The organism is Labrys methylaminiphilus subsp. lupini (genome assembly GCF_051161885.1).
GTDB lineage: Bacteria > Pseudomonadota > Alphaproteobacteria > Rhizobiales > Labraceae > Labrys.
Genome location: NZ_JBMDIH010000001.1, coordinates 4,142,669 through 4,164,158, shown reverse-complemented (window position 1 = coordinate 4,164,158; position 21,490 = coordinate 4,142,669). Strand labels below are relative to the sequence as shown.

General features: G+C 63.9%; 23 protein-coding genes. 12 read left to right on the top strand and 11 right to left on the bottom strand.

Translation table 11 applies throughout. The features are described 5' to 3' along the window. The first annotated feature begins 15 nt into the window (after nucleotides 1-15). Both ACN6KF_RS19670 and olsA read left to right on the top strand, forming a co-directional pair. Nucleotides 16-3,210, top strand: coding sequence for an efflux RND transporter permease subunit (locus ACN6KF_RS19670; RefSeq protein WP_434958468.1), 3,195 nt, complete (start codon nucleotides 16-18; stop codon nucleotides 3,208-3,210). 277 nt (nucleotides 3,211-3,487) lie between these two features. After that, a complete protein-coding gene (gene olsA, locus ACN6KF_RS19665) occupies nucleotides 3,488-4,255 on the top strand; it encodes a lyso-ornithine lipid O-acyltransferase (RefSeq protein WP_434958467.1) in 768 nt (255 codons plus the stop codon). A gap of 11 nt (nucleotides 4,256-4,266) precedes the next feature. Here the strand turns inward: olsA and ACN6KF_RS19660 are convergent, their stop codons facing one another. After that, nucleotides 4,267-4,809 (bottom strand): NADPH-dependent FMN reductase, encoded by a 543-nt coding sequence (locus tag ACN6KF_RS19660; protein ID WP_434958466.1) that lies wholly within the window; start codon nucleotides 4,807-4,809, stop codon nucleotides 4,267-4,269. 234 nt (nucleotides 4,810-5,043) lie between these two features. On the opposite strand from ACN6KF_RS19660, the gene ACN6KF_RS19655 reads away from it, so the two are divergent. Then, nucleotides 5,044-5,904: a DUF2189 domain-containing protein gene (locus tag ACN6KF_RS19655; protein WP_434958465.1), complete on the top strand. Its 861-nt coding sequence runs from the start codon at nucleotides 5,044-5,046 to the stop codon at nucleotides 5,902-5,904. A gap of 73 nt (nucleotides 5,905-5,977) precedes the next feature. Here ACN6KF_RS19655 and ACN6KF_RS19650 read toward each other — a convergent pair whose 3' ends face one another. The 9 genes from ACN6KF_RS19650 to ACN6KF_RS19610 form a co-directional block, all read right to left on the bottom strand. Continuing rightward, nucleotides 5,978-6,760 (bottom strand): anti-sigma factor family protein, encoded by a 783-nt coding sequence (locus ACN6KF_RS19650; RefSeq protein WP_434958464.1) that lies wholly within the window; start codon nucleotides 6,758-6,760, stop codon nucleotides 5,978-5,980. 2 nt (nucleotides 6,761-6,762) lie between these two features. Continuing rightward, nucleotides 6,763-7,437 (bottom strand): sigma-70 family RNA polymerase sigma factor, encoded by a 675-nt coding sequence (locus ACN6KF_RS19645; protein ID WP_434958463.1) that lies wholly within the window; start codon nucleotides 7,435-7,437, stop codon nucleotides 6,763-6,765. 35 nt (nucleotides 7,438-7,472) lie between these two features. Further along, nucleotides 7,473-7,766: a hypothetical protein gene (locus ACN6KF_RS19640; protein ID WP_434958462.1), complete on the bottom strand. Its 294-nt coding sequence runs from the start codon at nucleotides 7,764-7,766 to the stop codon at nucleotides 7,473-7,475. 153 nt (nucleotides 7,767-7,919) lie between these two features. Next, a complete protein-coding gene (locus ACN6KF_RS19635) occupies nucleotides 7,920-8,351 on the bottom strand; it encodes a type II toxin-antitoxin system VapC family toxin (RefSeq protein WP_434958461.1) in 432 nt (143 codons plus the stop codon). Beyond that, nucleotides 8,348-8,608 (bottom strand): antitoxin, encoded by a 261-nt coding sequence (locus ACN6KF_RS19630; RefSeq protein ID WP_434958460.1) that lies wholly within the window; start codon nucleotides 8,606-8,608, stop codon nucleotides 8,348-8,350. Before ACN6KF_RS19630 ends, ACN6KF_RS19635 begins: the two co-directional genes overlap by 4 nt. A gap of 55 nt (nucleotides 8,609-8,663) precedes the next feature. Then, the gene (locus ACN6KF_RS19625; RefSeq protein ID WP_434958459.1) at nucleotides 8,664-9,368 is read right to left on the bottom strand and encodes an ABC transporter ATP-binding protein; all 705 of its coding nucleotides are present in this window, start codon (nucleotides 9,366-9,368) and stop codon (nucleotides 8,664-8,666) included. Continuing rightward, a complete protein-coding gene (locus ACN6KF_RS19620) occupies nucleotides 9,365-10,153 on the bottom strand; it encodes an ABC transporter ATP-binding protein (protein ID WP_434958458.1) in 789 nt (262 codons plus the stop codon). Before ACN6KF_RS19620 ends, ACN6KF_RS19625 begins: the two co-directional genes overlap by 4 nt. Further along, nucleotides 10,150-11,991: an ABC transporter permease gene (locus ACN6KF_RS19615; protein WP_434958457.1), complete on the bottom strand. Its 1,842-nt coding sequence runs from the start codon at nucleotides 11,989-11,991 to the stop codon at nucleotides 10,150-10,152. The genes ACN6KF_RS19620 and ACN6KF_RS19615 overlap by 4 nt, the downstream gene beginning before the upstream one ends. A gap of 104 nt (nucleotides 11,992-12,095) precedes the next feature. Further along, nucleotides 12,096-13,301: an ABC transporter substrate-binding protein gene (locus tag ACN6KF_RS19610; RefSeq protein WP_434958456.1), complete on the bottom strand. Its 1,206-nt coding sequence runs from the start codon at nucleotides 13,299-13,301 to the stop codon at nucleotides 12,096-12,098. Nucleotides 13,302-13,614: 313 nt separating this feature from the next. Between ACN6KF_RS19610 and ACN6KF_RS19605 the strand changes: the two genes are divergently transcribed. Then, nucleotides 13,615-14,718, top strand: a complete 1,104-nt coding sequence (locus ACN6KF_RS19605; protein WP_434958455.1) for a hypothetical protein — start codon at nucleotides 13,615-13,617, stop codon at nucleotides 14,716-14,718. A gap of 9 nt (nucleotides 14,719-14,727) precedes the next feature. Here ACN6KF_RS19605 and ACN6KF_RS19600 read toward each other — a convergent pair whose 3' ends face one another. Continuing rightward, nucleotides 14,728-15,531 (bottom strand): helix-turn-helix domain-containing protein, encoded by an 804-nt coding sequence (locus ACN6KF_RS19600; RefSeq protein ID WP_434958454.1) that lies wholly within the window; start codon nucleotides 15,529-15,531, stop codon nucleotides 14,728-14,730. A gap of 716 nt (nucleotides 15,532-16,247) precedes the next feature. Here ACN6KF_RS19600 and ACN6KF_RS19595 point away from each other — a divergent pair. The 8 genes from ACN6KF_RS19595 (at nucleotide 16,248) to ACN6KF_RS19560 (ending at nucleotide 21,460) form a co-directional block, all read left to right on the top strand. Next, nucleotides 16,248-16,541, top strand: coding sequence for a hypothetical protein (locus ACN6KF_RS19595; protein ID WP_434958453.1), 294 nt, complete (start codon nucleotides 16,248-16,250; stop codon nucleotides 16,539-16,541). Nucleotides 16,542-16,550: 9 nt separating this feature from the next. Continuing rightward, nucleotides 16,551-16,949 carry a hypothetical protein gene (locus tag ACN6KF_RS19590; RefSeq protein ID WP_434958452.1) on the top strand — a complete coding sequence of 133 codons (399 nt, stop codon included), beginning with the start codon at nucleotides 16,551-16,553 and terminating at the stop codon, nucleotides 16,947-16,949. A gap of 10 nt (nucleotides 16,950-16,959) precedes the next feature. Next, on the top strand, nucleotides 16,960-17,142 hold the full coding sequence (locus tag ACN6KF_RS19585) for a hypothetical protein (RefSeq protein ID WP_434958451.1): 183 nt from the start codon (nucleotides 16,960-16,962) through the stop codon (nucleotides 17,140-17,142). After that, nucleotides 17,139-18,563 carry an APC family permease gene (locus tag ACN6KF_RS19580; RefSeq protein ID WP_434958450.1) on the top strand — a complete coding sequence of 475 codons (1,425 nt, stop codon included), beginning with the start codon at nucleotides 17,139-17,141 and terminating at the stop codon, nucleotides 18,561-18,563. Before ACN6KF_RS19585 ends, ACN6KF_RS19580 begins: the two co-directional genes overlap by 4 nt. A gap of 21 nt (nucleotides 18,564-18,584) precedes the next feature. Continuing rightward, a complete protein-coding gene (locus tag ACN6KF_RS19575) occupies nucleotides 18,585-19,286 on the top strand; it encodes a hypothetical protein (protein ID WP_434958449.1) in 702 nt (233 codons plus the stop codon). A 128-nt stretch (nucleotides 19,287-19,414) separates the two neighbouring features. Further along, nucleotides 19,415-19,684 (top strand): hypothetical protein, encoded by a 270-nt coding sequence (locus ACN6KF_RS19570; RefSeq protein WP_434959714.1) that lies wholly within the window; start codon nucleotides 19,415-19,417, stop codon nucleotides 19,682-19,684. Between the two features lie 147 nt (nucleotides 19,685-19,831). Beyond that, nucleotides 19,832-20,728, top strand: coding sequence for a class II glutamine amidotransferase (locus tag ACN6KF_RS19565; protein ID WP_434958448.1), 897 nt, complete (start codon nucleotides 19,832-19,834; stop codon nucleotides 20,726-20,728). A 3-nt stretch (nucleotides 20,729-20,731) separates the two neighbouring features. Beyond that, nucleotides 20,732-21,460 (top strand): GltB/FmdC/FwdC-like GXGXG domain-containing protein, encoded by a 729-nt coding sequence (locus ACN6KF_RS19560; RefSeq protein WP_149253346.1) that lies wholly within the window; start codon nucleotides 20,732-20,734, stop codon nucleotides 21,458-21,460. Nucleotides 21,461-21,490 lie beyond the last annotated feature (30 nt).

The window sequence follows — 21,490 nt, the reverse complement described above, 5'->3', positions numbered from 1 at the left end:
CCGGGAGACAAGCCGTTGCTTTCGGAACTGTGCATCCGCCGCCCGGTCATGACCATCCTGTTGATGGTCTCCTTCATTGCGGCCGGTTGGTTCGGCTACCGGCAATTGCCGGTGGCGGCCGTGCCACGCGTCGATTTCCCAACCATTTCCGTGACCGCGACCCTGCCGGGCGCCAGCCCCGAAACCATGGCGTCTTCGGTGGCCGCCATTCTCGAGAAGCAGTTCTCGGCGATCTCCGGCATCTCGACGATGTCGTCGACCTCCTATCTCGGCTCGACCCAGATCGTCCTGCAGTTCGACCTCAACCGCAACGTTGACGGCGCGGCGCTGGACGTGCAGGCGGCGATTGCTACGGCGCAGCGCCAGTTGCCGAACGAGATGACGACACCGCCAAGCTTCAGGAAGGTCAACCCGGCCGACCAGCCGGTGATCTTCATGGCGCTGACCTCCGACCAGGCGCGCACATCGGATATCGACCGCTTCGCCCAGTCCAACATTCAGCCGCTGCTGGCGACGTTGCCGGGCGTCGCCCAGGTCAATATCTGGGGTTCGCAGCAATATGCCGTGCGGGTGGAGGCGGACCTCGACCAGCTCACTGCGCGTGGCCTGACCCTCGACGATGTGCAGAAGGCCGTTGCGGCCGCCAATTCCAACACGCCGGTCGGTTCGACCAGCAATAACGGCCGCAACCTCATCCTCGATGCCACCGGCCCGATCCGCTATGCCAAGGGCTATATGCCGATCGTGGTGTCGTCCAAGAACGGCGCCCCCGTGCTGCTGCAGGATGTGGCGCGGGCCGTCGACAGCGTGGAGAACGACAAGACCGCAGCCTGGCGCAACGATACCCGCGGCATCATCATCGCCATCCAGCGCCAGCCTGACGCCAACACGGTCGCCGTGGTCGACGCGGTCAAGAACACCCTGCCCAAGATCCGCGAAAGCCTGCCGGTCGGCGTCAGCCTCGACATGCTGTTGGATCGCTCCGTGCCGATCCGCGCCGCGGTGGAGGACGTCGAGTTCACACTGGGCCTGTCGATCCTGCTGGTGATCATGGTGATCTACTTCTTCCTGCGCAGCGCGCGGGCCACCCTGATCCCGGCCATCGCCCTGCCGATCTCGCTGATCGGCACCTTTGCGGGCATGTATGTGCTCGGCTTTTCGATCGACAACATCTCCCTGCTCGCCTTGACGCTGTGCGTGGGCTTCGTGGTCGACGACGCCATCGTCATGCTGGAGAACATCGTCCGCCATGTCGAACTGGGTCAGAAGCCCTTCGCGGCCGCTCTGATCGGCTCGCGCGAAGTCGGCTTCACCATCCTGGCGATGACGCTGTCGCTGATCGCCGTGTTCATCCCGGTGATCTTCATGGGCGGCATCGTCGGGCGGATGTTCTCCGAATTCGGCTATGTCATGGCCATCGCCATCCTGATCTCCGGCGTGGTTTCGCTGACGCTGACACCGATGCTGTGCTCGCGGCTGATCAAGGAGCATCAGGAGGAAAAGCGTCCGGGGCTGCTGCTGCGCCTGTTCGAGGCCGGCTTCAACTGGTTGACCAGGGGCTATGCCCTCACGGTGCGCTGGGCGGTCAATTCGCCTGGCTTCATGCTCACCGTCACGGCAGCGACCTTCGTCGTTACCGCCATCCTGTTCGTCAACATCCCCAAGGGCTTCTTCCCGCAGGAAGACATGGGCTTTGTCAGCGTCTCGACGGTAGGCCCCGACGATGTCTCCTTCGAGGCCATGATGGCGCGCCAGCAGGCCGTCGTCACCGAATTGCGCAAGGATCCCGACGTCGTCTCCATCCTGTCGAGCATCGGCGGCGGAGCGACCAGCCAGATCAGCTCCGGCTCCATGAATATCCAGTTGCGCGACAAGCCGGCACGCCAGGACCCGATCGATGTGGTGATCAAGCGCCTCTCCCAGGAAGCGGCGAAGGTGCCGGGCATCAACACCTATTTCCAGGCGGTGCAGTCGATCAATATCGGCGCCACCCGCTCGCGCAGCCAGTATCAATACGCCCTGATGTCGCCCGACGTCGATGAGCTCAGGGCCAACGCCCAGAAGCTGCAAACGCGCATGACCCAGATTCCGGGCATCACTGGCGTCAATTCCGACCTGCAGATCAAGGCGCGCGACGCCGTCGTCTCGATCGACCGTGACAATGCCGCCAAGCTGGGCATCACCGTCGACCAGATCCGCTCCGCGCTCTATTCGGCCTATGGCACCAGCCAGGTCTCGACCATCTATGCGCCCGAAAATACCTATGAAGTGATCCTGGAGGCGAGCCAGGCCTACAGCTCGCCGCAGGACCTGATGCGAAAGCTCAATGTTCGCTCGAACTCGGGAGTGCTGATCCCGCTCGACAGCGTGGCGCGAGTCGAGCAAAAGCCGTCGGCCGTCTCGCTCTCCCATATCGGCCAGCTGCCTTCGGTGACGATCTCCTTCAACCTCCAGCCCGGCGTCGCACTCAGCCAGGCGGTGGACGCCATCCAGCAGGCGACGGCGGAGCTCGACATTCCCAAGACGATTTCCACGCAGTTCCAGGGCACGGCGCAGCAGTTCCAGGATTCCCTGGCCAGCATGCCGCTCCTGCTCTTCGCCGCGGTGCTGGTGGTCTATATCCTGCTCGGCATTCTTTATGAGAGCTTCATCCACCCGATCACCATCCTGTCGGGCCTGCCGACGGCCGGTATTGGGGCTCTTTTGACCCTGCAGATGTTCTCTATGGACCTCTCCATCATCGCCATGATCGGCCTGATCATGCTGATCGGTATCGTCAAGAAGAACGCCATCATGATGGTGGACTTCGCCGTGCAGCGCCGCTCGGCAGGCCTTTCCGCCAAGGAGGCCATCGTAGAGGCGGCGGTGCTGCGCTTCCGCCCGATCATGATGACCTCGCTCGCTGCCATCCTCGGTGCGCTGCCGATCGCCCTCGGCCATGGCGCCGGTGCCGAACTGCGCCGGCCGCTCGGCGTCACCGTGGTCGGCGGCCTGATCGTGTCGCAAATGCTCACCCTCTACATCACGCCGGTGGTCTACCTCGCCCTTGACCGTGTCGCCGGCTGGTTTTCCCGCAAGCCGGAGGATCTGCCGGCACGCACCGACGACGTCCTGCCCGAACCTGAGCAGCACGACGTGCAGCCGTCCGCGCCGGATGTGCCCGCTATCGCCGCCGAGAAGAAGTCCGGCCTGATGACCGCGGCGGAGTAAATTTCCTGGGATCGCAGGCTTCCAGCCCATAGGCGCTAATTTTGCGGCCGGAGGCGCGGGTAGCGTGGAGGGTCGATCTCCACAGCTCCATCAATTGATGGAGCGAGATCGACCACCTTTGTCCTCTATCTGGCTCGACATTTCCAAAATGGTCGATCTGGTGCCACCACCCAAAGTTAGCGCCTATGGGCAGGGACGTCCGCGCACCCGGCGAGCCCCATTTGCCCTCCACCCCAGCTTTCGCCTATGAAGGCCCCGATTCCCCGGATGCCTTCCCATGCGCCTCAAGGCGATCTGTCGTATTGCTGCCGTCGCCTTGCTGGCCCTGCCCCTGATCCCGCTGCAATGGCTGGCCGTGAAACGGGACTGGGCGCTCGCCCGCCGCCTGCCGGTGTTCTTCCATCGCAGCGTGCTCGCCATCATCGGCGTCAAGGTTGCCGTCAACGGCGTCCAGGCTCGGCAACGGCCGCTGCTGATCGTCGCCAACCATGTCTCCTGGCTCGACATCGTGGTGCTCGGCGCCCTGGCTCCCCTGTCCTTCATCGCCAAGAGCGAGGTGCGCGGCTGGCCGGTGATCGGCCTGTTCGCCCGGCTGCAGCGTTCGGTTTTCATCGAGCGCGAACGCCGCCACAAGACCGGCCACGCCACCGCCGCCATCGGTGCCCGGCTGAAGTCGGGCGATGCCATGGTGCTGTTCGGCGAAGGCACCACCGGTGACGGGGTGCATGTGCTGCCCTTCCGCTCGGCTCTGGTGGGGGCGGCGCGCGAGGCGCTCGATGGCGGCGAGGCCGCCGCCTACGTGCAGCCGCTCGCCTTGCGCTATGCCAAGCGCGGCGGGCTGCCGATCGGGCGCGGGGCGATGAAGGAGGTCGTCTGGATCGGCGACATGGATCTGGCGCCGCATCTCGTCGGCATTCTCTCCGGTCCGCCGATCGACGCGGTGGTGAACTGGGGCGAAGCGATCGCCTGCGACGCCACCACCGATCGTAAGGCCCTGACACGCCAGCTCGAGGCCGATGTCCGTCGGCTGGTACGGGTGAGTTAGCCGGGGCCTCCCTACTCCGTCTGTACGGAGGCTTCGATCGTCCGCGCGAGGGCCGTCAGTGCGGCCATGACCGACGTAGCGATCTCGGCGTTCCCGGCCATGCCGGCGGCGTCCAGCCTGGACGCCAGCAAAGGCAGCGTGATCGAGGCTTCCTCGACGATGCGGGCCGACATCGTGGTCAAGACCAGGCGCAAGGCCGCCTGCGCGTCGCTGGCGCGCGGGGAGGCATTGAACAGGGCGACCGGCTTGCCCGGAAATTCGAAGCTTCCGACCAGCCAGTCGAGAGCGTTCTTGAAGGAGCCCGGAATGCCGCGGGCATATTCCGGGCAGGAGATCAGGAGGCCGTTGGAGGCGCCGACCTGGCGCCGCAGGGCTGTAACAGCCTCGGGCGGATTATCACCGTCGAGATCCGGGTTGAAATGGGGCAGCGTGCCGATGGCATGATAGGGCTCGATCCGCATGCCGGCCGGCGCCAGCAACCCCGCCGCTTCGAGCAGCACGGTATTCGACGAGCCAAAGCGAAGGCTGCCGGATAGTGCGAGAAGTGTGATCATTGGCGAATCCGATGCTGTTCCGAAGGCCCACTCTTACCGACGGCCGGGCGGGCGGCAAGCACACGCGCAAGTGACAGGACCGGGGCGAGATAGGAGGCTGACATTCGCCCTCATGAGGCGTATTGTCGCGGCTCTCCAGGTCGTGTTCGTCGTGGTTGTTCCCGCGTCGATATCCCCGTTCGACGCTTCCCACTTCGGTTGCGGCCTCTCGAAATTCCTTTCGGGAGTAGGACCATGACGATCAGAAATCCCATCGAATGGGGTATCGATGCCGTCCGCGGCGCCGCCAATGGCGTGGGCGCCCTCGGTACCACCCTGCATCGCCCCGCCGCCCAGTTCGAGACCTCGACGCCCGTCGTCCGCCAGATCGGTTTTGCTGATCTGCGCGAGGTCCTGATCAAGGGCTTCCAGGATTTCGGCGCTTATCGCACCGACGTCATCTTCATCGGCCTGATCTATCCGCTGGCCGGCCTGGTACTGGCTCAGTTCGCCTTCGGCAACGGCATGCTGCCAATGCTCTTCCCGCTGGTATCGGGCTTTGCCCTGGTCGGCCCGGTTGCTGCGATCGGGCTCTACGAAATGAGCCGCCGCCGCGAGCAGGGTCTCGAGGCCACCTGGGCGCATACGCTCGACGTGGCGCGATCACCCAATTTCGGTGCCATCCTTGGGCTCAGCCTGATCCTGGCCGTGATCTTCGCGCTCTGGCTCGGTGTCGCCGCACTGATCTATCGCTATACGCTCGGCCCGGCCCTGCCGGTCTCGGTCTCCGCCTTCGTCTCGGATGTCTTCACCACCGGCGCCGGCTGGGCGATGATCGTGCTCGGCGTGGGAGCCGGCTTCCTGTTCGCCCTGGTGGTCCTGGCGATCAGTGTGGTGTCCTTTCCCATGCTGCTCGACCGCAAGGTGCGGATCGGCACCGCGGTCAGGACATCGGTGGATGTGGTGCGCGCCAATCCTGGCCCGATGCTGGCCTGGGGTTTCATCGTCGCCTGCGCCCTGGTGCTCGGCTCGCTACCCGCACTGCTCGGCCTGATCGTCGCCATGCCGGTGCTGGGACATGCGACCTGGCATCTCTACCGCCGCGCGGTAGGATAGCAGGCTCCAGATATGCTCATGCCCGGGGGGGGGGGACCCGGGCATCCAGCGTTGGTGGGCCGAAGTACAGCCCTCATTTCGGTGAGGCCTCGACGAAATCCTGCTGGAATTGCTTCAACTCCGCTTGGTTCAGGTCGGAAACCGCCCAGAAATTCAGCCCTGCCTGGGTCCAGTTCAGGAGCGTGTAGCCCTCGCGCTCGCCGGCTGGGGCAGGGGCGTCCGTATCAGGCCAGATGAAGAGATTGATGACATGGCCGCTGCGCCGATAGATCAGCGCGGCGACCACCCGGCCATTGAGATAGTCCACACGCCCGCCGACCAGCGGGAAGCCCTGGGTCTTAAGATCCATCACCGGCGGCGAGAAATCGATCTTGCCGTTGAACCAGGGCTTGACAGTGTGCTGGTCGGAGGTGGCGACGTCGGTCAGGTGGTTGGCGAGCAAGGAATGGACATGGCTGGAAATCAGCTCGTCTTCCAGTGACGGGCCCGGTTGCGGCCGCATCGTCACGAACAGCGCGCAGGCGGCCAGGACGGCCAGCGAAGGCAGTAGGCTCCAGCGCGTGAAACGGTCGACAAACAGGCGCCAGTCGAGGCCGGCGAGGGTGGAAGTCCGGGGAGCACCGGCTTCGCGGCGCAGGGCCGCGGCCACTCGGCCATGCAAGGTTGCGGAGGCCGGCCAGCGCACGCCATCTTGGGTGATCATTGCCCGGATCGCCTCGATTTCGGCAAGTCGCGCGTTGCAGACGGGGCAGCCGGTGAGATGGTCCTCCACCCGCATGGCGTTGGCAGCGTCGAGTTCGCCATCGGCATAGAGCTGTAGCAGCTTGTCCCAGTCCTGGTGGGATGTTTCTGGCATGCTCATGCCTCCTCCCCCAGACCCGCCTGCCGGCTTTTCCACGCCGCGGCGAACAAAGCCCGCGCGCGGGCAAGCCGCGACATCACCGTGCCCATGGGGGCCACTATGGTGTCCGCGATCTCCCGATAGGACAGATCCTCCATTTCGCGCAGGACCAGGATCTCGCGAAAGACTTCGGGCAGGCCGTCGAGAACCTCGCGGATCTCACCCGCTTCGGCGCCCTGCAGCAAGGTGGCTTCCGGGCTCGCCTCGTCATGCGGCAGGTCGGTGCGTTCTTCCCCGCCTTCGCCATCATCGAGCGGTTCGGTATGGATGCTGCGCTGGCGCGCCTGCCACCAGGAGCGATGGCAATTGCGCACGATGGTCAGCAGCCAGGCGCGCGCGCTGCCACCGCGATAGTCGGCAAAGCCGCGAAAGGCGCGCAGGAAAGCCTCCTGCACGATGTCCTCGGCGATGTCGGCATCACGGCAGAGATAACGTGCCAGATTATGCGCAGCGTCGAGATGGGGCAGTATCACGGCCTGGAATCGGGCGAGCGTTTCGGCATTCCCGGCCGCCCGGGCGGAAGGTTGCCCGGTTGCGGCCATGGCCCAGACGCCATGCCACCATGCAGCCAGCCGCCGGATAGATGGCAGCAGCCATGGCGTGTCGGGATTCGTGCCGGCATGCGCCGTCATCGCCACTCGTCCTTCCCGCCCCAACCCTAGTTCGATCAATGCGTAGCCCACCGCATCGCGACTTTGCCGGTCATCGGCGTGGGCCGGGAACAGGAATAGCTGAAATCCCGGGCCTGCGCGAAGGCGAAGTTGTCTGCGGTTGCTTGGAGAGGGCAGCGGGCGCCGACCAAGGCGGGTAGGGACAGCAGGGCGAATTGCAGGGCGAGGCGCGCCAAGGCATGGCGGTAGAGGCGGGCGGCCGGAGGCAATCCAAACAGGTCCGCGCGGCGGCGACGGCCGGCACCGTCTCCATCTCCATCTGGAGAAGGTGTATTGTGGGAATGGATCATCTCTCGCTCCGGATGCTGAAAGGGGCTGCCGGCAGCCCATGCCGATCCAGATCACGGCGATCGGGGTTTTATTCCCGAGCGTTCAACTTTTTTCCGATGTAGCTTGTGAGCGAGGGGAGCGCGGACCTGAAGGAGGACAGGCGGGCTTGCGCCTCAGGATTCGTGAAAGCCCGTTGGCGACGGCAGCGTCCAGTCTTCCAGGCTGAGCTTTGGAATCCGGCTGAATTCGCCCACATTATTCGACACCAGAGTCAGCGATCGGGCGATAGCTTGCCCGGCTATCAGCAGGTTATAGGGCCCGATCGGCGTTCCAGCCGCCGCCAGAGCGGCCCTGATATCACCGGCTTCGCGGGCATCGCCGTCATCGAGGTCGAGAACCTCGAAATCGCGCTTGATCAGGCGGATGACCTCGAGATTGCGGTCGATCTTCTGGCTGCGATAGGCGCCGTAATAGAGTTCATGTAGGCCAATGGTGGAAAGGGCGATCTCGCCCGGCCTGCAGGCCAGTATGCGATCGAGCAATACGCGTGAACGCTGGTTCTTGAGAGCAATAATCGCGTTGGTGTCGATGAGGTAGCGGATCATTCGAAGAACTCGTCGAGCCCAGGCCGATCCGGCGTCGCTGGCTCTTCGCAGCCGTCAGCCAGAAAGTCGTTGCTGAAACCGAGTTCGAGAGCCGCCCGCAGGGAGGCCCAGTTCTGGGCGGGGTCGGCACGGGGGCGCAGGATGAGAGCATCGCCTTCCCGGATGACCTCGACCTCGTCGACCTGGAAGCGGAATTCCTTTGGCAGGCGGACGGCCTGGGAATTCCCGGAGCGAAAAACCTTGGCGTAGTGTGGCATCGCCAATCCCAATGGGCGTATATACGGGTCGGTATATACGCCCATTTTGGCGCGGCTACAACGCCAGATACTCCGTCTGCACGGCACTGTCGGCTTCCAGTGCCGCCATCGTACCGGAATAACGGATCACGCCGCTCTCGATGACATAGGCGCGATCGGCGATCAGGCGGGCGAAATGCAGATTCTGCTCGGAGAGCAGGATCGACAGCCCCTCTTGCTTGAGAAGCAGGATGGCACGCGCCATGTCCTCGACGATCTTGGGCGCGAGGCCTTCGGAGGGCTCGTCCAGCAGCAGGATGGCGGGATTGCCCATCAAGGTGCGAGCGATGGTCAGCATCTGCTGCTCGCCGCCGCTCATCCGCCCGCCCAGCCGGCCCGGCATGGCGGCAAGATTGGGAAAGAGCTCGTAGAGCCGTTCAGGCGTCCAGGGTTTCAGGCCCTGGCGGGGCGGTCGGCGGCCCACCTCCAGATTCTCGGCGACCGTCAGGTCGGTGAAGATGCGGCGATCCTCCGGTACATAGCCGATGCCAAGGCGGGCGATCTCGTAGACGGGTAGGCGGATGATGTCGGCGCCGTCGAGGCGGATGGCGCCGCGCCGGTCGGCGACCAGCCCGATGATCGAGCGGAAGGTGGTGGATTTGCCGGCGCCGTTGCGGCCGAGCAAGGCCACGACCTCGCCCTGTCTGATCTCGAGGCTGACCTGGTGCAGGATGTGGGCGGGGCCATAGAAACTGTCGAGGTCGGCGATCTCCAGCTTCATCGGGTCTGTTCCTCCGCATGAGTCCCGGCGGGCGCGAAGACCGTGCCATCGCCAAGGTAGACGGCGCGCACTTGCGGGTCGTTGCGCACGGTCTCGGCGTCGCCCGCGGCGATCAGGCGGCCGCGATCGAGCACCAGGAGCCTGTCGGCATGCTCGAACACCACGTCCATGTCGTGCTCGGTGAACAGGATGCCGATGCCGCGCCCACGGGCGATGCCCGCTGCCAGGGCCATCATGGCGATGCGCGCACCAGGCGCCATGCCGGCCGTCGGTTCATCCATCAGGAGAAGGCGCGGCTCGTTGGAAAGAGCCACGGCCAGTTCCAGCCGCTTGAGATCGCCATAGGCGAGTTCGGCACAGGGATGATCGGCCAGGGCGCCGATGCCGACGAGATCGAGCAGGGCCTGGGCCTCTGCTCGCTTGTAGCGGTCGAGGCGGGAAAAGCGCCGCCAAATGATGCCGTCATGGCTCGCCAGAGCGACCTGAAGGTTCTCGATCACGCGCATGGAGGCGAAGGTGGCGGTGATCTGGAAGGTGCGCCCGACACCGAGGCGGGAGATTGCGGCGGGCCGCATCCCGGCCGTCTCACGGCCGAACAGGCGGATGGAGCCGCGATCGGGCTTGATCTGGCCGTGGATCATGTTGAAGCAGGTGCTCTTGCCGGCGCCGTTGGGGCCGATCAGCGCCACCATTTCGCCCGCCGCGACAGTGAGTGACACGTCCTTCACCGCTTCGACCCCGCCATAGGTCTTGGCGAGCCCCCGGACCTCCAGCAGCGCCGTCATGGCCGATTCTCCTTGGTGGGCAGGAGATCGCGCAGGCCCGCCAGACCACGCGGCAGCAGCACCACGACGGCGACGATGAACAGGCCGATGGCGAGCTTGGAATAGTCGGTTGCGCTCATCAGCCAGATCGACAGGGTCTTGAACACGCCGGCACCGAGCACGGCGCCGGAGACGCTGCCCATGCCGCCAAGCAGCACCATCACCAGCCCGTCCACCGAGGTGGTGACGCCGAACGCGTCGGGGAACACGCTGCCTTTCAGGAAGGCGAACAGGGCGCCGGAAACACCGGCCAGCAGGCCGGCCAGCACGAAGGCGGCCCATTGCACCGGCGCCTTGGCAATGCCGACCGCTTCGGCACGCAGGTCGGAATCGCGCACGGCCCGCAGCATGAAGCCGAAAGGCGCGAAGGTAGCGAGCCTGAGCAGGCCGACACCCAGCATGGCCAGAACCAATGTCAACTCGTAGAAGGCCCAGGACTTCGACGCCCATGTTGCCGGCCACACGCTCAAGATGCCATTGTCGCCGCCGGTGAAATCGACCCATTGCGAGGCAATCGACCAGCAGATCTGCGCAAAGGCGAGGCTGAGCATGGCGAGATAGACGCCAGAGAGCCGGACCGCGAAGCCTGCGAAGAGCACCGCCCCCGCCAGCGCCAGCAGGGGCGCGACCAGAAGCACGGCTTCCATCGGCCAACCCAGCATCGTCGTCAGCAAAGCGGCGCCATAGCTGCCCAGGCCAAAAAATGCGGCATGGCCGAAGGAGACGAGGCCGCCCACCGAGACCAGGAACTGCAGGCTGGCCGCGAAAAGCACGAAGATCAGGATCTCGCTGCCGACCGACAGCACATAGGGGCTGGCGCCGAGCGGAAGCAGGGCCGCCAGGGCAATGGCGGCTGCCGCGACCAGCCGTCCGGAAATGCGCATGGGCTGCCAGGGCTGTGTCGTGAGGCCTGGAGCGGTGCGCTGCGGGCTTGTCGGCTTGCCGAACAGCCCCCAGGGCCTGACCACCAGCACCACCGCCATCACCAGGAAGATCAGCACGATGGAGATCTTGGGGAAGGCAAGGATGCCGAAAGCGTTGAGCTCGGAGATCAGGATGGCGGCGACGAGTGCTCCCACGATGGAGCCGAGCCCGCCGGTGACCACGATGATGAAGGCCTCGACGATGATGGCGAGGTCCATCTGGTGGGTCACGGCATCGCGTGGGATCTGCAGGGCCCCGCCGAGCGCGGCGAGGCCGACACCGAGCATGAATACGCCGGTGAACAGCCATTTCTGGTTGACGCCGAGAGCGGCGACCATGTCGCGATCCTGCGTGGCGGCACGCACCAGGATGCCCCAACGGGTGCGGTTGAGCAGCAGCCAGATCAGGCCGAGCACCAGCGGCGACATGGCGATGAGGAAAAGGTCATAGCTGGGAATGGCCTTCCCGGCGATCTCGACCGCGCCCTTCAATCCCGGCGCGCGCGGCCCGAGCAGGTCGTCGGCACCGAAGACGATCACAACGAGGTCCTGCACCACCAGCGTGACACCGAAGGTGGCGAGCAGCTGGAACAGTTCCGGCGCCCGGTAGATCCTTCTCAGCAGCGTCATCTCCAGCAACCCGCCCAGGACGGCCACGATTACCACGGCAGCCGGCAGAGCAAGCCAGAAGCCGAGCGGGCCGGACCAGGCGTTGGCGAGCGTGCAGGCGATATAGGCGCCCAGCATGTAGAAGGCACCATGGGCGAAATTGACGATGCGGGTGACGCCGAAGATCAGCGACAGGCCCGACGCGACCAGGAACAGGGAAGCGGCCCCGGCCAGGCCGCTCAGGAATTGGGCGATGATGGTTCCCACGAAGACCTCGGATCAGGGGGTTCTCGACCTGTCACCTGGAGCGCAATTCGCCTCCCCCTGCTTCGTGGAGGAGGCATATCGCGCCCTTCTCGGCTTGGTCTTCCTTACTGGGCCGGCCGCATGCCCTTCACCGTGGCGTCATCCGGCAGATAGTCCTTGCCGTCGCGATAGACGAAATCAGTCATCACGCCATTGCCGTCCTGCACGGCCGTCTTGCCGACGAAGGCGCCCATGGTCGATTGATGGTCGATGGCGCGGAAGCTGATCGGGCCGAACGGGGTATCCAGCGGCAGGCCTTCCGCCGCCTTGATCAAGGCCTCCGTCTCCGTCGAGCCGGCCTTGGCGAGGATGGCAGCGGCGGCCCTCATGGTGACGTAGCCGACGATCGAGCCGAGGCGGGGATAGTCGTTGTATTTGGCCTGATAGGCCTTCAGGAAAGCCTCATGCGCCGGTGTCTTCACGGCGTTCCATGGGTAGCCGGTGACGATCCAGCCCGTCGGCGCTTCGTCCTTGAGGGGAGCGAGATATTCCGGCTCGCCGGTGAGGAAGCTCACCACCGCCCGGTCCTTGAACAAGCCGCGGGTCGAGCCCTCGCGCACGAACTTTACCAGGTCTCCGCCGAAGGTGACATTGAGAATGGCATCCGGCTTGGTGGCGATCAGCGCTTCCACCACGGGGCCGGCATCGATCTTGCCCTGTGTCGGCCATTGCTCGCCTACCCATTTCACGTCGGGGCGCTTGGCACTGAGGATCTGCTTGAACACGGTCACGGCCGACTGGCCATATTCGTAATTGGGCGCCACAGTGGCCCAGTTCTTCGCCGGCAGCTTGGCGGCTTCCTCCGCCAGCATCGCCGCCTGCATGTAGTTGGAGGGACGCAGGCGGAAGGTCTGGGCATTGCCCTTCGACCAGGTGATGGCGTCCGTCAGCGGCTCGGCCGCCAGGAACATCACGTTCTTCTGCTTGGCGAAGTCCGAGACGGCCAAGCCGACATTGGAGAAGAAGGTGCCCATCAGCATGACCGCGCCGTCGCTCGACGTGAGCTCGTTGGCGGCGGTGATGGCGCTGGCCGGCTTGCCGCCATCGTCCTTGGAGATCACTTCGAGCGGCTTGCCGTTGATGCCGCCGGCGGCGTTGATCTCCTCCAGCGCGAGCTGCCAGCCCTTGCGGTAGGGCTCGGTGAAGGCGGGCAGGCCGGAATAGGAATTGATCTCGCCGATCTTGATGCTGTCGGCCGCTAGGGAAGGAAGGGCGGTGAACAAGGTCACGGCAACGGTGCCGGCGAGGGCCAGTCGAGACAAGATCCGCATTCAGGGTCTCCGCTCTGGATGTTGGAGGCTTTATGATTCTTGAACTGTGTCGGCTCGCGTCCTCGCGGTCCAGCGTCATGGCTGCTGGGAGAGGGCGCAAACCGCCGCAGGCAGGCTGAAAAGGCGGAAAATCGTTCGTATACAAATGAGTTTCGGCTGTGAAGGTCGCCGTTGTCAAGTCGAATGCTCGGGCAGCTTGTGGCGGGCGCCTTGCCGAGGATGGGGCACTGGAGCAGGATACGACCATGGGCTGGAAGGGGCTGGCATGGTTGCGCTAGGTGGCAGACGATTATGGTTTCGCCTGACATTGCTGGTGTTGCTTCTGGCGCTATGCAGGCTGGGTAACGCCATCTCGCTTCCGGGATTGAGCCAGGAGGCGATGGAGTCGCTATTCGGGCCCTTCAGCCATGGAATGCTGAAGCAGATTTCCATCTTTGCTCTCGGCCTCAATCCGCTCTTCGCGGTGCTGGCCTATCTGGAGATGGCAAAACTGCTGTTTCCAGGGCTGGCGCGATGGCAGAGGGCATCTGCCGACAACATGTTCAAGCTGAACGATTATGCGCGTCTCGTTGCCGTCGTGATCGCCGTCTTTCAGGCCTGTGGCGTGGCGGTGGCGTTGCAACAGGGAGCCAATCTCGTCGCCGAAGCACAAGGCGGTTTCGTCCTGGCGACGATCGCAACCTTGCTCGGAGGCTGTGTCCTGCTGTGGTGGCTCGTCGATCGCATCACCTTGCTGGGACTTGGCAACGGTTTCTGGCTGGTCTGGGCGGCCGGTATCGTTTCAAGCTTCCCGAAGAATGCGGCGCAGCTGGTGGACCTGACGCAGACCGGCTGGGTGGGGACTGATATCTGGTTGATCTTGGCCGGCTTCCTGTTGGCCATATGCCTTGCAGCCGTCATCGTGAACTTGCTGCTTGTCGATCAGACCTATCTCGATGTCGGACCTCAGGCGGCCTCGAACCACGAGGCGATCCTATCCGCCAGGACGGCGAGCCTGGCACTGATCTGGCCGCCGCTGCTTGCCAATATCGTTCTGGGCTATGTCATGTCACTGTTTCTGGCGTTGGGCCCATCGGTCGATACAGCCTATGCGTGGCTGGGCTATGGACGCCCGGTTCGCCTGTTTTTGCTCGCCGTACTGCTTCCACTCTTTTGCTTTGCCTACATGCGAACTTGGCTTCGTGATGGCGCACAGGCTGGTTTGGTGACACGCTCCAGACTTGTTTTCGGGATGCTTTGCGCGCTTCAGATCACCAGTTGCCTGGGAGGGGAATGGCTCGAGCGCCACCTGAAATTGCCTTTCAGCCTTCACGGTGCCTCGCTCATTCTCTGCATCACGGTGGCGATGAGCTTCTTGCGTGGCCTGCCGCTCGGTTCCTTCCTTGATGCACCAAAGACGGCTGCGGGTCGCGGATAGCGAGGCGCCCTACACCTCATCCTTCGCATAGGAGATGATCGACAGGAAGCGGATCGGCAATTGCCGCATCTCGTCCGGGCCGTGCGGGGCATCGGCGTCGAAGAACAGGCTGTCGCCGGGCGTGAGGTGGTAGAGCTTGTCGGCGTGACGGTAGATCACCTCGCCTTCCAGCATGTAGATGAACTCCAGGCCGGAATGCTGGAACAGCGGGAAGACGTCGGATTCTTCCGTCAGCGTGATGACATAGGGTTCGACCACCACGCGGCCGGTATTGCCGGCATTGTGGCCGAGCAGGCGGTATTGATGGCCGGCGCGCGTGCCTCGCCGCTCGATAAGCAGGCCTTCGCCCGCCTTGACGAACACGGCTTCGCGGCGTTCCTCGAAGCGGCGGAAGAAGGCGGTCACCGGCACGCCGAGCGCGCGCGACAGGGTCTGCAGCGTGGTGAGCGACGGCGAGGTCACGCCGTTCTCGATCTTGGAGAGCATGCCGAGCGACAGGCCCGTCGCGGCGGCGAGGTCGGCGACCGTAATGCCGAGCTTGTTGCGGAAAGAGCGAACCTCGCGCCCGATCGCCACTTCCAGGATATTGTCGCGCGCGCCGCCGAGTGCATGCGGATCCTGGCCGGGAAAGGCGGAGGCAGGCGGCAGCTCGCGGGTGGGGAAGGCATCGGAGAACAGGCCCTCGCCGTCACCCGGATCGATCGGATCGGCATAACGGGGACCCAATGTCGGGGCAATGACCGTCTGGTCTCCACGCCCGGCGGCGTGCGTCGGCACTGTCCTGACAGCCGGCGTAACCACCCGCTTCGTCATGCTCGCTCCTTTCACGTCCCTGCGCAGAGGGGCTGGCGCTTGGCATGCCCCCTTCGCTCATTCCCATTCGCCTCGCAGCCCGTAGTTCTAGACTTCGAGCACTCGGCCGGCGGCAGAAAAAACACGTTCTCCCCCAAGGAGAGACGAGTTGTTCCGGCTCGTATGAAGGCAACCCAGTGGCGGCTGCCCAGCTGTATCGCCGCCAAGTCACTGGCTGCATTGGGCTGACGCTTGAAAAATACCGTGCGGCCCACCGAGCGACAAGCTGGATGCCGCCCGTTATCCCGCCAATATGGCGAGCATAGGTCGGGATTCCAGACAAAGAGCTACGATTTTTGAAGCCGGGGATGCGCGAGGCGGCATTTCTGCCCCGCGGTGGCGGTCCTGCCTGCGATCGCGCGAGCACCATTGACGAATCGCCCGCCCGCTCCCGGCGCGGTCTGCGCTCGCGCAAACTGCAGTGGACCCTCATGCCCGCCTCCTGCTCCCAGCGATCTTGCGGCGGGTCTTCCTGAAGTGCAAGAAATTTTCCGAGCATTAAACGACTGCAAAAATGGCCTGAATCAGCCAAAAAGTGTCGTGAATGCGAAGTTTTTTGTCAGACAAGCGCTTGACAGCGGCCGCGCAACGGGCGCAGACTTTCCTGGTATAAAAACAAATTGCCTCTCAGTAACAAAAGCGAACCCGCAAGAGGCTGTAATCGGGAGGAAATATCTATGACACCGGGATCGGAAGATCCGCGGATCGAGGTGATGTATCGCCGCGACCGCGCTTGGGCCTTCGCCGCCGTCGGCGTTCTCTGGCTCATCCTCTTATTCGTCTTTTTCAAGATCATGCCCGACACCGGTTCGACAGGCGTCACCGTCGCCTTGCTCGTCGCCGGCAGCCTCGTGCTGCTGTTCAACACAGCTGCAATCGCCGCGCTGGTGCGTCACTACCACGAGGACAAGCAGCATCTCTACGGGCTCGACCTCCACTACATCGACGAAATGAAGAAGAACAAGCGGTGAGGACCTGACATGGCCAAAGCCCCCTCTGCCAAGACCCCCTATCAGCCGCCCGAGCAATCGGCGTTCGGCCAGATCATCGATTCACTCGTCCTCCTCGTCCTGGTGGTCGCCAGCCTGTTCGCGCCCATCTTTTTCGGCCTCGCAGGTGGCGGCAAGATGGATATCGCCTTCGCCGACAAGAGTTGGACCGGCATGGGCCAATCGTCGCTCGCCCAGTCGCTCTGGGAGAAGCTCGGCTTCACCGCCGAGACGGCGGCGCCGATCATCGCCTCGCGTTTCGACTATTCCTTCTCGCTGCCGGCCTTCCTGCTCACCGCGGCGATCATCGTGATCTATTTCGGCTTCCTGATCTATTTCTCGGACAAGGAATACCGGGACGTGATCGCCGAACGCTTCGACGACAAGTGAGGGCGGCACCATGAATGCATTCCAACTTCTCGAATATGCCGCCTGGGCGATCTCGATCCTGATCGGCGCCTGGTTGCTTTACGATCTCATCAAGACCAATGCCGCCTATTCCGAGGACATGTTGATGTCTTCCCGCGAAGGCGAAATCGAAGATGAACTGATCATCGACCCAACGCACAGGGGCGCCCAATGAGTGAGATCACCTCCAATGCGACGGGGGCGCAGGCGCACGTCCAGCACACCGTCATCCATGGCGAGAAGATCTCGCTGTTGCGTGTGCTCGGCCCCGCCCATGTCTGGGCGCTCGGGGTCGGCATCGTGCTGGTCGGCGAGTTCATGGGCTGGAACTTCGCCGTCGGCAAGGGCGGTGCCCTCGCGGCGCTGATCGCTTGCTGGACGGCGGGGCTGCTCTATACCTGCGTCGCCATGATCGATTCCGAAGTGACCTCGACGGTTGCCGCGGCCGGTGGCCAATATGCGCAGGCCAAGCATATCGTCGGGCCGCTGATGGCCTTCAATGTCGGCCTCTTCCTGGTAATGGCCTATACCATGCTGGAAGCGGCCAATGCGATCACGGCCGGCTATCTGATCCAGACAGTCGGCGGCATGGCGGGCTTCGAAGGGGTGCATGACAAGCCCTTCATTGTGCTGACCATCATGGGCCTCGCCTTGCTGAACTATCGCGGCGTCTATGCCACGCTCACCTTCAACCTGGTGATCACGGCCATCGCCTTTCTTGCCATCGTCTTCCTGTTCATCGGCGCCAAGCCCTGGTCGGAAGACCTGCTCAAGCCCGGAGAATTGCTGTCTGGCTTGCCGTATGGTTGGCTCGGCGTGGTTGCTTCGCTGCATTTCGGCCTGTGGTTCTATCTGGGCATCGAAGGCACCTGCCAGGCGGCTGAAGAGGTGCGCTCTCCCGCACGCTCGCTGCCGCTCGGCACCATGCTCGGCATGATCACCCTTTTGATCGCCGCCGCCATGACCTGGTATGTCTGCGTCAGCCTGATGCCTTGGGAATATCTCGGCCAGGCCACCACGCCGCTGTTCGACGCGGCCCGCATGACCGGCTCGACCGGGCTGATGGTCCTGCTCTTCGTCGGCACAATCTTCGCCACGCTGGCCTCGGCCAATGGCTGCATTAACGACGCCTCGCGCGCCTGGTTCTCCATGGGGCGCGACCGCTACATGCCGGCCTGGTTCGGCGCGGTGCATCCCAAATACCGCACGCCCTTCCGGTCGATCTTCTTCCTGGTGCCGATCGCCCTGATCTTCGCCCTGGGAGCGCCGCTCGACCAGGTGGTGACCTTCTCGATCCTGTCGGGCCTGCTCGGCTATTCCTTCATGACCTTCAACATCACGATGTTCCGCTCGAAATGGCCGATCGGCACCATCAAGCGTGGCTATGTGCATCCCATGCATCCGCTGCCGGCGATCGTGCTGTTCGTGCTGTGCTCGACCGCCTATTTCGCGGTGTTCCTGGGCTACGGCACCCAGCTCATTGCCATGATGGTGTTCTATATCGTGGTCTCGATGTGGTTCGCCTTCCACCGCTATAAATTCGTGCGGCGGGGCGACCAGTTCACCATGCCCTGGCCCAAGCCCAGGGGATATTGAGGCGATGAGGAGGCGGCCAGCATGACTACTTTTGCGTTCCTCATCATCATCGTGGCGGGGCTTGCCGGCCTGTTCTGGCTGGTCAACCGCGAGAGGTCGGCGCTCTGGCGCCGGCGCAAGGCCCTGCTGGCCGATTGCCGCCCGCTGTTCGAGCGGGCGGAACAGGTGGATGGCGTCGCAGGTTTCCCCCGCCTCGCCGGCGAGATCGCCGGCCGCCGCGTTGTGGTGGAATTGCTACCCGACACCATGACGCTGCGGCGCTTGCCGCAGCTCTGGCTATCACTAACAGTGATGACGCCGCTGCCTGATGGTGCCGCTTTCGGTGCGCTGGCGCGCCCTTCCGGCAGCGAATTCTATGCACGCACGCCCGATCTGCCCGTGCGTCTCGAGCCGCCGATCGGCTTGCCCGAGGACGTGATGGTGCGAGGCCGGCGCCGCGGCGCTGCTTTCCTGGCCCAGGCGGAGCGGGCCGTTGCCGACCTCATGGCCGACGCCAGGGTCAAGGAAGTGCTGGTGATGCCGGCCGGCCTCAGGGTAATCTTCCAGGCCGCCGAGGGAAACCGGGGCCAGCATCTGCTGCTGCGCCAATGTGACTTTGGCGACGAACGCTTCGATCCCGCTCTGTTCATGCGGCTTTATGACGGTTTGGAGGAGATCGCCCGAACGCTGTTGCCCGCGGCGATGCTGGCGCAACTGCCCGAAACGCGCGGACAGCGGGCCTAAGAGGCTGTTCGCGAACGGTTTTGCGATTGGGCGGAGTCGCCAAGAATTACAACGATGTCCGCAATGACGATCAGACCGTAATCGTCATGCTTGAATCACCGCCCGAGGAGGCCGCCGTGGCCGCAGCCATGCTCGTGAAACCCTTTCACCCCTATGTCATCCTCATACTTGCCGTGGTGCTGCCGGGGGTCGGCCATGTCGCCCTCGGCCGCCAGATGCGCGGGCTGGGGTTTGCTTTCTTCACGCTCCTGTTTGCTTTCCTGAGCTGGCATCTGTCGACGCCGGAGACGTCTCCGATCGGTCGGATGGCCGGGGGGCTCTTCGTCTGGGCGCTTTCGGTTCCGGATGCCTATCGGGTGGCACGCCTGCGCTGGGAGCGCTGGCGTCATCAGGCTTGAGTCCCTGGTTTTTCACCTAGTTTCCTGTCAGGAAAATCCGATTCCTAAAAAATATTCCTCACAGGAAAAAAATGTTCAGGTGGATATTGCTGGCGCCTCAGGAAATTGCTAGCCTCCCTAAAATCAATCGCATGAAGGACCCGTGCTATGTGTGGCATTGTCGGCCTGTTTCTGAAGGATAAGAGCCTGGAGCCACAATTGGGTGCGCTCCTGTCCGGTATGCTCGCCACCATGTGCGACCGCGGCCCGGATTCGGCCGGGTTCGCGATCTATGGCGCGCCGCAAGCCGGCAAAGCCAAGATCACCGTGCAGTCGCCGGATGCGGCCAAGGATTTCGACGGGCTCGCGGCCCTGGTCGAGAAGGCTGTCGGTGGCAAGGTCTCCATCACGCCGAAGGACACCCACGCTGTCCTCACCCTCGATGCCGACAAGGCGGAAGCGGCGCGCGGGGCAATCAAGGCGGAGCGGCCTTCGATCCGCGTCATGGGTGCCGGCGAGGCGATCGAGATCTACAAGGAGGTGGGCTATCCCACCGAGGTCGCCAAGCGCTTCGGCCTGGCGGAGATGACCGGCAGCCACGGCATCGGCCACACCCGCATGGCGACGGAATCGGCGGTGACCACGCTCGGTGCCCACCCGTTCTCGACCGGTGCCGACGAGTGCCTGGTCCATAATGGCTCGCTGTCCAATCACAACAATCTGCGCCGCGAGCTTAAGCATGACGGCATGACCTTCGAGACCGAGAATGATTCCGAGGTCGCGGCCGCCTATCTGACCTGGCGCATGAATCAGGGTCTCAACCTGGGCGATGCCATGGAGAAGGGGCTCGACGATCTCGACGGCTTCTACACCTTCGTGGTCGGCACCAAGGACGGCTTCGGTGTCGTGCGCGATCCTGTCGCGTGCAAGCCGGCCGTGCTCGCCGAGACGGATCAGTATGTCGCCTTCGGTTCCGAATATCGCGCTCTGGTGAACCTGCCCGGCATCGAGGATGCCAAGGTGTGGGAGCCCGAGCCCGCCACCGTTTACTTCTGGGAGCGCTGAGGCATGGATCAACTTGCGAAAAAGGTCGCGAGCGTGAGTGTGGACGTTGAGAAGATCGATCTGGCCAAGACGCCGTTGCGCGAGCTCAATCAGGCGTTGCATGCTCTGAAGGCCGGTACCAACGCCACCTCCTGGGAGGTGAGCAATCCAAAGGGCTCGCACGCTTTGGCCGTCGGTGTCGACGCGCCTGTGCGCATCGATGTCAGGGGCAGCGTCGGCTATTACTGCGCCGGCATGAACAAGGAAGCCACCGTGGTCGTGCACGGCTCGGCTGGCCCCGGCGTGGCCGAGAACATGATGTCGGGCGAGGTCCGCATCAAGGGCGATGCCAGCCAATATGCCGGCGCCACCGGCAAGGGCGGCCTCCTGGTGATCGAGGGCAATGCCTCCTCGCGCTGCGGCATCTCGATGAAGGGCATCGACATCGTGGTGAAGGGCAATATCGGCCACATGTCCGCTTTCATGGCCCAGTCCGGCAATCTGGTGGTCTGCGGCGATGCCGGCGACGCCCTGGGCGATTCCATCTATGAGGCCCGGCTGTTCGTGCGCGGCAAGGTCAAGAGCCTGGGAGCCGACTGCATCGAGAAGGAGATGCGCCCCGAGCATCTCGAAATCCTGGCAGGGCTGCTGGCCAAGGCGGGCTTTTCCGACGCCAAGCCAGAGGAGTTCAAGCGTTACGGCTCCGCCCGTACGCTCTACAACTTCAACATCGACAATGCGGATGCGTACTGACCTGGGATCGCAGGCTTCCGGCCTGCTCTT